The organism is Pseudorhodoplanes sp., assembly GCF_035565795.1.
Taxonomy (GTDB): Bacteria; Pseudomonadota; Alphaproteobacteria; order Rhizobiales; family Xanthobacteraceae; genus Pseudorhodoplanes.
Window position 1 is genome coordinate 1 of the sequence record NZ_DATMRV010000236.1, and the last position, 9,088, is coordinate 9,088.

The 9,088-nt window shown below is 63.0% G+C and carries 10 protein-coding genes; 8 read left to right on the forward strand and 2 right to left on the reverse strand.

The genetic code is table 11. The features are described from left to right. Positions 1–454: 454 nt before the first annotated feature. Positions 455–1,309: a hypothetical protein gene (locus VNZ93_RS20975; protein ID WP_325709840.1), complete on the forward strand. Its 855-nt coding sequence runs from the start codon at positions 455–457 to the stop codon at positions 1,307–1,309. 104 nt (positions 1,310–1,413) lie between these two features. On the opposite strand, the gene VNZ93_RS20980 is transcribed toward VNZ93_RS20975, so the two are convergent. Both VNZ93_RS20980 and VNZ93_RS20985 read right to left on the reverse strand, forming a co-directional pair. Further along, entirely contained in the window at positions 1,414–2,808 is a 1,395-nt protein-coding gene (locus tag VNZ93_RS20980) for a M20/M25/M40 family metallo-hydrolase (protein WP_325709843.1), read from the reverse strand. 173 nt (positions 2,809–2,981) lie between these two features. Continuing rightward, positions 2,982–4,511: a helicase HerA-like domain-containing protein gene (locus tag VNZ93_RS20985; protein WP_325709860.1), complete on the reverse strand. Its 1,530-nt coding sequence runs from the start codon at positions 4,509–4,511 to the stop codon at positions 2,982–2,984. A gap of 10 nt (positions 4,512–4,521) precedes the next feature. Here VNZ93_RS20985 and VNZ93_RS20990 point away from each other — a divergent pair, with 10 nt between their 5' ends. The 7 genes from VNZ93_RS20990 to VNZ93_RS21020 form a co-directional block, all read left to right on the forward strand. After that, on the forward strand, positions 4,522–4,830 hold the full coding sequence (locus VNZ93_RS20990; protein ID WP_325709845.1) for a hypothetical protein: 309 nt from the start codon (positions 4,522–4,524) through the stop codon (positions 4,828–4,830). Between the two features lie 211 nt (positions 4,831–5,041). Then, complete coding sequence (locus tag VNZ93_RS20995; RefSeq protein ID WP_325709848.1) at positions 5,042–5,392, forward strand: DUF2267 domain-containing protein; 351 nt, start codon at positions 5,042–5,044, stop codon at positions 5,390–5,392. A gap of 25 nt (positions 5,393–5,417) precedes the next feature. After that, entirely contained in the window at positions 5,418–5,828 is a 411-nt protein-coding gene (locus VNZ93_RS21000; RefSeq protein ID WP_325709849.1) for a DUF4332 domain-containing protein, read from the forward strand. Positions 5,829–5,942: 114 nt separating this feature from the next. Continuing rightward, positions 5,943–6,791, forward strand: a complete 849-nt coding sequence (gene folP, locus VNZ93_RS21005; RefSeq protein WP_414710147.1) for a dihydropteroate synthase — start codon at positions 5,943–5,945, stop codon at positions 6,789–6,791. Next, positions 6,788–7,162: a dihydroneopterin aldolase gene (folB, locus tag VNZ93_RS21010; RefSeq protein ID WP_325709852.1), complete on the forward strand. Its 375-nt coding sequence runs from the start codon at positions 6,788–6,790 to the stop codon at positions 7,160–7,162. The genes folP and folB overlap by 4 nt, the downstream gene beginning before the upstream one ends. A gap of 7 nt (positions 7,163–7,169) precedes the next feature. Next, entirely contained in the window at positions 7,170–7,652 is a 483-nt protein-coding gene (gene folK / locus VNZ93_RS21015) for a 2-amino-4-hydroxy-6-hydroxymethyldihydropteridine diphosphokinase (RefSeq protein WP_325709854.1), read from the forward strand. A 78-nt stretch (positions 7,653–7,730) separates the two neighbouring features. Next, on the forward strand, positions 7,731–9,088 hold a 1,358-nt coding region (locus tag VNZ93_RS21020), incomplete at its 3' end, for a methylmalonyl-CoA mutase subunit beta (RefSeq protein WP_325709857.1).

Here is a 9,088-nt window from a genome sequence, read left to right on the forward strand (position 1 = left end):
ATAATGTCCTCATATGACTCTCCTTGGCTTCACTCCCGCAGGGCCAACGCCAGACAGCGTTTAACGTTCGGGAGTTTCAGCCACGCGCGCATGCGCGTCAGGCCGCGCGGCGCAACTGCGCCCGACGGGGCTTCGGATGGCCGTGTCGGAAACATCCGACATGCGCCATATTATGATTATAATCCTATAACCCTGTCCATGAGGGGGCGCTTCGCGAGGCGTCGTCGAGGTGGGACAGGGGTGCGGCGCCTGCGGGCGTGGTTCGCAAGCCACGCACTCGGGCGGTGCCGGGGCACAATTGTCAAGACACGTGTTATTGCTCGGCCGTAGACTTACCTACGGCGCTGGAGCGTCGCGAACGCATCATTTCAGCCCCAGAGGAGTCGGTGGAATGAGGATTAAAGACCGACCAAGATTGACGCCGTTTTAGAACACTCCACCTGATTGAAGAGCGATGACGCACGCTGATAATTCAGCATCTATCTCGACTTATCAGAACCGGTTGATCGGATTCTTCGACGTGTTGGGGTTCTCAAAGCTTCTGACTACGCAAGACATCGCAGAACTCCACCATGAGTATGCCGCGCTGATCGACCGGGCAAAATCGAAAATATTCACGTCTCATCCTATCGCAGGGTCGCCCAATCCATCCGCAACACAAAATTTCGAGAAAGCCCACTTCCTGTTTGACTCGCTGGTGATTGTCTCGCTTCCCATCGACGCAATTAACGTCAAGAATTTCATATTTGCTACAATACAATTGATGGAAGAGGCGTTCGAGAAAGCATTCTTTTTGCGCGGATGTGTATCGCTCGGATCTTTCCTAGACGATCCACACCGCAACATCTTCTTGAGCCGAGAATTTCCGGCGCTTGTAACGGCTGAGAAGCAACAAGAATGGCTCGGAGTGTTTGTGCATCCTTCGGCCGAAAACCTAGTCCTATCTGAGCTGCTGGGACCCGGCTCGATTTCAAACAAGCACTCGCCATTGATCCACTATGACGTCCCCCTGAAGAACTCGTTGGTCGAGGGCCGGTGGTGTTTGAACTGGCCCGCGTTTATTGCGACACCAATACTTCAAAAAAACTCGGGAATGCTCATCTCTCCAAAACGGGAGAACACCGAAGCCTTTATAGATTTTGTCGCAGGCTTGCCTGACGACGCAGCGCCGTTGCCTTCAGAACTTCTGCCTGCAACGCATGTGCGTTTCATGAAAGCCCGAGCAGGCTTTCGTACAAAGATTTGCGACGCTGACGGCTTTGGAGTGGTACCAAACCGCGACATAAAGATTGCCGTTTACGATCGCTGAGCTACCCTCAGACCACATCGATCGACTCTGGGCCTCCCGGCCACGCTTCGCGCAGCCGCCCTCCCCATCAATTCGCAGGGATGGAAAAGAAACGACCGCCGCAGTTACCCCGCCAGCGCCGCCAGAATCCTTGCCCAGCTGCGCGTGCCCTTGTGGAACGAGGTCAGGTCGTACTTCTCGTTGGGCGAATGCACGCGGTCATCGTCGAGCGCGAAGCCGACCATGATCGAATCCATGCCAAGCACGCGCTTGAAATCGCCGACGATCGGGATCGAGCCGCCGGCGCCGACCGTCACCGCCTTGTGGCCCCATTCCTCCTGCAGCGCCTTGCGCGCCTTCACGAGCGCGGGGCTGTCGAACGGCAGTTGCAGCGCGGGCGCGCAGCCATGGTTCTCGAACTCGACCTTGCAGTCGGCCGGCACGCGCGCGCGGATGAAGGCGCGGAACGCATCGCGCACCTTCTCGGGGTCCTGATCGCCGACAAGACGGAACGACACCTTCGCCTTCGCCTGCGAGGGGATCACGGTCTTCGCGCCCTCGCCGGTATAGCCGCCGATGATGCCGTTGACGTCGCAGGCCGGACGCGTCGAGATCATCTCGATCAGCATGCGGTCCTTCTCGCCGACCGGAATCTTCAGCCCGATCTGGCCGAGGAATTCTTCCGCCGTGAGATTGAGGGCCTTGAGGTCGGCCTTGATGTCGTCCGGCAATTCCGGAACGCCGTCATAGAAGCCCGGAATGGTGATGCGGCCATTGTCGTCGTGAATCGCGGCCAGCGCCCTGGTCAGCACGCGGATTGGATTAGCCGCCGCACCGCCGAACAGCCCGGAATGCAGATCGCGGTCCGCCGCTGTCACGGTCACGTCTTCATAGACAAGCCCGCGCAGCGATGTCGTGACCGACGGCGTCGTCTGGTTCCACATCGCGGTGTCGCAGACCAGCGCCATGTCGAGCTTGAACTCGTCGGCATTGTCCTTGACGAAGGAGAACAGCGATTTCGAGCCGCATTCCTCCTCGCCCTCGATCATCATGGTGATGTCGATCGGCAGCTTGCCGGTCACCGCCTTCCACGCGCGGCAGGCTTCGACGAAGGTCATGAGCTGGCCCTTGTCGTCGCAGGCGCCGCGCGCAACGATGATCTTGCGGTCGTTGCCGAGATCCTCGATGCGCGGATCGAAGGGCGGCGTGGTCCACAGTTCGAGCGGGTCCACCGGCTGCACGTCGTAATGGCCGTAGAAAAGGACGCGCGGTCCGCCATTCGCCTTCTCGGGCTTTGCGATCACCACCGGATGACCGCCGGTCGGCCGCACTTCCGATTTCAGGCCGAGTGTGGCCAGATCCTTTGCGACGAATTCCGCCGCCGCCCTGCACTGGTCGGCGTAGGCGGGATCGGTCGAGATCGACTGCACCTTGAGGAAATCGAACAGCCGCGCAAGCGACGTTTCGAGATCGGCGTCGATGCGCTCGAGGACTTTGGGCAGGGCTTCGGTCGGGGTCATGCGCTTGCTCTTCTTTCGCGTCCCGGACGCGATGCAGCACGAAGTGATGCATCGCAGAGCCGGGACCCATTCAAAATGTAGGTCCCGGTTCTGCAGCGCACCGTTTCACGCTGCAATAGCGCGTTCAAGACGCGCGTGAACGCGCTTTAGGCGCCCGGGACACGAAACCGCGGCTATCGCTTCAAAATTCCACCGAGCGTGCCGCGCACGATCGAGCGGCCGACTGAAGCGCCGGCGCGTCCGCCGATCTGCTTGCCAATGGCCGCGGCGACACCGCCGACCACGGTGGTCGTTACCGTGCGTGCGACGCTGCGCGCGACCTGCTGGCTGGTGGTCAACGGCTCACCGCGCTTGCGGTTGGTCCCGAAGATAGAGCCGATCCAGCCGGTGATGCCGCCGCTCTCTTCCTGCGGCTGATCCGCCGGTGCCGCCCCTTTCGCGACGCGCTGCGTCAGCTTCTCGTAGGCGGATTCGGAATCGATCATCGTGTCGTATTTTCCCCGCACGGGGCTCTTGGCCATGATCGCCGCGCGCTCGGCGGGCGTGATCGGCCCGATGCGGCCGGCTGGCGGGCGGATCATGCAGCGCTCGACCATCGAGGGCGTGCCCTTCTCCTCCAGGAAGGAAACCAGCGCCTCGCCCTTGCCGAGCTCCATGATCACCTGACCGGTGTTGAGCTTGGGGTTCGGACGGAAAGTGTCGGCCGCGGTCTGCACCGCCCTCTGGTCGCGCGGGGTGAAGGCGCGCAAGGCGTGCTGCACGCGGTTGCCAAGCTGGGCCAGAACCTTGTCCGGTACGTCGAGCGGATTTTGCGTCACGAAATAGACGCCGACGCCCTTCGAACGCACGAGCCGCACCACCTGCTCGATCTTGTCGAGAAGCGCCTTCGGCGCCTCGTCGAACAGAAGATGCGCCTCGTCGAAGAAGAACACGAGCTTCGGCTTGTCGGGATCGCCGACTTCCGGAAGCTCCTCGAACAATTCGGACAGGAGCCACAGCAGGAAGGTGGCGTAGAGCCGCGGATTGCCCATCAGCTGGTCGGCGGCGAGGATGTTGATGTAGCCACGACCGTCGCGGTCGGTCCGCATGAAGTCCTTCAGTTCGAGCGCGGGCTCGCCGAAGAATTTCTCGCCGCCCTGGTTCTCGAGCACGAGCAGCGCGCGCTGGATGGTGCCGACCGTCTGCTTGGTGACATTGCCGTAGCTCGCGACCGCCCGCTTGATTTCGTCAAGCTGCGGGTTGCCGGTGCCCTCCTCCGCTTCCTTCTTGGTGCCGAACGGCGCGATTGCGTCGAGGATCGTGCGCAGGTCCTTGAAATCAAGTAGCGCCAAGCCCCGGTCGTCCGCGATCTTGAAGGCGATGTTGAGCGCGCCCTCCTGCACGTCGTTCAGATTGAGCAGTCGCGCGAGGAGAAGCGGCCCCATCTCGGACACGGTGGCGCGGATCGGATGGCCCTGCTGACCGAACAGGTCCCAGAAAATCGTCGGAAATTCATCGGGCTGATACTCGAAGCCCATGCTCCGGGCACGGTCGACGAGGAATGGCTTGGGCTCGCCCAGAACCGAGATGCCGGAGAGATCGCCCTTGATGTCGGCGGCAAAGACCGGGACGCCGTTGCGCGAAAATCCTTCCGCCAGCACCTGCAAGGTCACGGTCTTGCCGGTACCGGTCGCGCCGGTCGCGAGACCATGGCGGTTTGCCATCCGGAGCAGGATGCGCTCGGGCTTCACGCTCTGCCCGACGAAGATCGTACCCTCGGGTTCGATCGGCTCGGCACTCTTTGGGGGCGGCGCAGAAGTCGCGGCAGCGGATCCCGCCGTCGCGTCGGGCTTCGCCCTGGACCTGGATCCGTTCCTGGAGCCGTTCGTCGATCCGTTCCCGGACGCGCTTGTCCCGTTTTTGGACTCAGGCTTTGGCTCGGCGGCGGGCGCAACGGTCGCGTCTGCCTCGGCCGACACTCCAGCGGATTTTGTCTTGACCGACTTGCTGGCTCGTTTCGCCATCGCCCCGCATCCCTCTTGAAATCAATTGCATTTTTGATGTGTCGCGGAAGGCAGGTCAACGCTGCTGGTCCATACGTCGCAACGCCGCACAGAATTTCAAGGCGGCACCGATAGTGGCGACTGTGACACACCCGTTGCATATTTATCGGGCGGACACTTTCTTTTGTGGGCAATTTCATTATCAATGCCCCTTCAATACCCGCCGTCAGTGCGGGAGGGGGCATCAAACTATGGACGAGCTCGTCGCACGACTCGTCGCTGAACTCGGCATCGACCGCGAGGTCGCCGAGAAAGCGGTCGGCATCATCCTGGCGTTCCTCATCAAGGAAGCGCCGGCGGACAAGATCAAACCTCTGCTCGATGCAATGCCGGGCGCAGAAGCGGCCGCGGCGGCAGCGCCGTCCGGCGGCATGTTCGGCGGCATCATGGGTGTCGGCACCCAGCTGATGGGTCTCGGCCTCGGCATGGGCGAGGTTCAGGACGTTGCCCGCACGCTGCTCGCCTATGCACGTGAAAAAGTGGGCGAGGACGCAGTCGGCGAACTGGTCGGCGCGATCCCTGGCCTCTCGCAATTCGCCTGACCGCGAGCGAGCTGGGGGCCACCGAGTGTCGAAGTCGTTGAAAAATCTGGATGGGCTTGATCCCGAGGTGATCGACAGCCTGCGCAGTGCAGGAATCCGGACATCGGACAGGCTGCTGGAAGCCACAAAGAGCGCCAAGGACCGCGAGGCGCTGTCCCGCAAGACCGGGATCGAACCGCGGGAGCTCCTGCGCTTCGCCAATCTCGCCGACAAGCTGCGCGTCAAGGGCCTCGGCGCCGGCTATGCCGAGCTGCTGTGCCGGGTCGGCGTCGATACCGTCCGCGAGCTGAAATACCGCAACCCCGCCAAGCTTGCGGCGGCGATGCGAGAGGAGAACGACAAGCGCAAGCTTGTCCGCCTGGTCCCGACCGAGAAGGCCGTGGGCCGGTGGGTGGAGGCTGCCAAGAAGCTGCCGCCGAAGATCACCTATCGCTAGGCTGCTCGAATTGACCTATGTGAGACCGCTATTTCCCGCGTAAGCGGGAATTCGGCATTTTTGGCGCTGGGTCCCGCCGTTGCGGGACCGGCGGGAGTTCAACGCGAGCAATTGATGGCGAACGAGAGCGCACGCGGTCTTCACCTCACGGCTCTGGTCCCCCCGAACCGCACCGCGGTGATGGGGATCCTCAATCTCACGCCCGACTCCTTTTCCGACGGCGGCCGCTTCGTCGATCCACAAACCGCGATCGCGCATGCGACCACCATGATCGCAGATGGCGCCGACATCATCGATATCGGCGCGGAATCGACCCGGCCCTATGGCGGCATGCGCCCCGTGACCGCCGAGATCGAGCGCGAGCGGCTGGAACCGGTGCTGCCGGCCGTTGTTGGTCTCGGCAAACCGGTATCGATCGACACGATGAAGGCGGTCGTTCTGGACTGGGCGATACGTCAGGGAGCAGCGATTGCGAACGATGTATGGGGGCTGCAGCGCGACCCGGACATGGCGCGCGTCGTCGCCGATCACGGCGTGCCGGTTATCGTGATGCATAATCGCGACGAGGCAGATCCCGCGATCGACATCGTCGACGACATGCTGGCCTATTTCGAACGATCGCTCGCCATCGCCGACAAGGCGGGAGTACTCCGCGAGCAGATCGTGATCGACCCCGGCATCGGGTTCGGCAAGACACCCGGGCAAAGCGTCATTGCCGTCGCACAGCTTTCGCGGCTCAGAACATTCGGATTGCCGATCCTGATCGGGCTGTCGCGCAAGCGCTTCATATCGTCGATCGTGCCTTCCGACCCCGATCAGCGGCTGGGCGGATCGATTGCGGGGCACCTCCTCGCCGTCCAGGAAGGCGCCACGATCGTGCGCACGCATGATGTCTACGAAACGATGCAGGCGCTCCGGGTTGCCGAAGCGATCCAGAACGCCAGGACCGGGAGCGCAACGTGAAAGAGACTGACACCATCTTCATTTCCGGACTCGCGTTGCACGCCTATCACGGCGTGATGCCGCATGAAGGCAAGGTCGGTCAGAGCTTCACGCTCGACATCGTGCTCGACATCGACCTCGGCGAGGCCTCCCGGTCGGACCGGCTGCGTCACACGGTCTCGTACGATCAGGTCGCGGCGGCCGCGACCGAAGCGTTCTGCAAGAAGCCCTACAAGCTGATCGAGGCCGCTGCCGGCGCGGTCATCGACGCGATCCTCGCGCGCTTTCCCCGTGTCACGCGTGTACGCATCACCGTGCACAAGCCGCACGCGCCCATCGCCGCCACCTTCAGCGATGTCGGCGTGATCATCACGCGCAGCCGCGGGAAATAGTCGTCAGATGACCGGCGCATACGTCGCTTTCGGAGGCAATGTCGGCGATGCGCGCACAACCATCGCCCGCGCCATCGATGCCTTCTGCGAAGGCACGCATGTCACGTTGCTGGCGCGCTCCTCATATTATCGCACCCCGCCCTGGGGCGTCACCGAACAGCCCCCGTTCGTGAATGCCTGCATCGCTGTCGACACCCGCCTGTCTCCGCGCGGACTGCTCGACCGCGCCCATGAGGTCGAACGCAGCTTCGGCCGCGACCGCCGCAACGAAACGCGCTGGGGTCCGCGCACACTCGACATCGATATCCTCACCTACGGCGATGACCTGATCGACGAGCCGATGCTGACCTTGCCGCATCCGCGCCTGTTCGAGCGCGCCTTCGTGCTGGTACCGCTGGTGGAGATCGCACCGGACGCAACGATCGGCGGGCGCTCGCTCCGCGAAGCTCTCGATCGGCTGGACACAACCGGAATCGAGCGCCTGCCCTGATTGCGCAATCCATCGCCGGCACGACGACGAACCAAGGTCGGAGTTGGCCGCAGCGCAGCATCGTGGCAATTTATCGCCATGACCGACCTCCCCCTTGCTTCTGAATTTCCACCGGCGACCCGCGAACAGTGGCTGAAGCTTGTTGATGGCGTGCTCAAGGGCGCGCCCTTCGACAGGAAGCTCGTCAGCCGAACCTATGACGGTCTGCGGATCGAGCCGCTCTATCAGCGCAGCGCCACGGCCGGCGTTCTGACCGGCCGCGCCCCCGGCGCCGCATGGCAGGTCATGGCGCGGGTCGATCATCCCGATCCGAAAGAGGCCAACAGGCAGGCGCTGGAGGATCTCGAGAACGGTGCGAATGGTCTGTTGCTGGTCTGCCCCGGCTCAGTCGGATCGATCGGCTTCGGCATCGACATTTCGGCGGACGGGATCGCCCGCATTCTCGACGGCGTCTATCTTGATGCCGGCCTGCCGATCGAATGCCAGCTCACGCGCGAAGCGAAGGACGTGCCGGCGCATATCGCCGCGCTCGTGAAAAAGCGAGGACTTGATCCGGCAGCTTGCGACCTGCGCGTCGGCTTCGATCCGATCGGGCTCATGGCGGCGGGCTCGTCGGCGCCTATGCCGTGGGGCGATATCGCGCCGCTGTTTGCGCGCATGACCCGCACGCTTGCGGACGAAGGCTTCCGCGGCCCGTTTGCCGTTGCCGACGCACGCGTGATCCATAACGCCGGCGGCTCGGAGGCACAGGAACTGGCCTACGCGCTCTCGGTCGCAGTCGCCTATTTGCGCGCGCTGGAAGCCGGCGGCGTCGCGCTTGATAACGCGCGGGGCATGATCTTCTTCCGGCTCTCCGCCGATGCCGACCAGTTCATGACGATGGCGAAATTCCGGAGCTTGCGAATGCTCTGGGCGCGCGTCGAAGAGGCGGCGGGTCTTGCGCCAAAGCCGGCCTTCATCGCAGCCGAAACCGCGTGGCGGATGATGACGCAGCGCGATCCTTACGTGAACATGCTGCGGGTGACGATCGCGGCCTTCGCAGCGGGACTTGGCGGCGCGAATGCGGTAACGGTGCTGCCGTTCACCTCGGCGCTGGGATTGCCCGATGGTTTCGCGCGCCGCGTGGCACGCAACACGCAGTTGATCCTGCTGGAAGAGTCCAATCTCGCGAAGGTTGCCGACCCTGCCGCGGGCTCGGGCGGTATCGAGGCATTGACCGAAGAGTTATGCCGCAGCGCATGGACGCTGTTCCAGGGCATCGAGAAAGCGGGCGGTGTTACGGCGGCACTCAAATCCGGGCTTATTCAGAAAGCGGTAGCCGAGACGCGCGCGGCGCGCGAAAAAGCCGTGGCGACGCGGAAAGATCCTCTGACCGGGACGAGTGAGTTTCCGCATCTTTCGGAAGTGCCGGTCGATGTCCTGATGCCAGCCGCGCA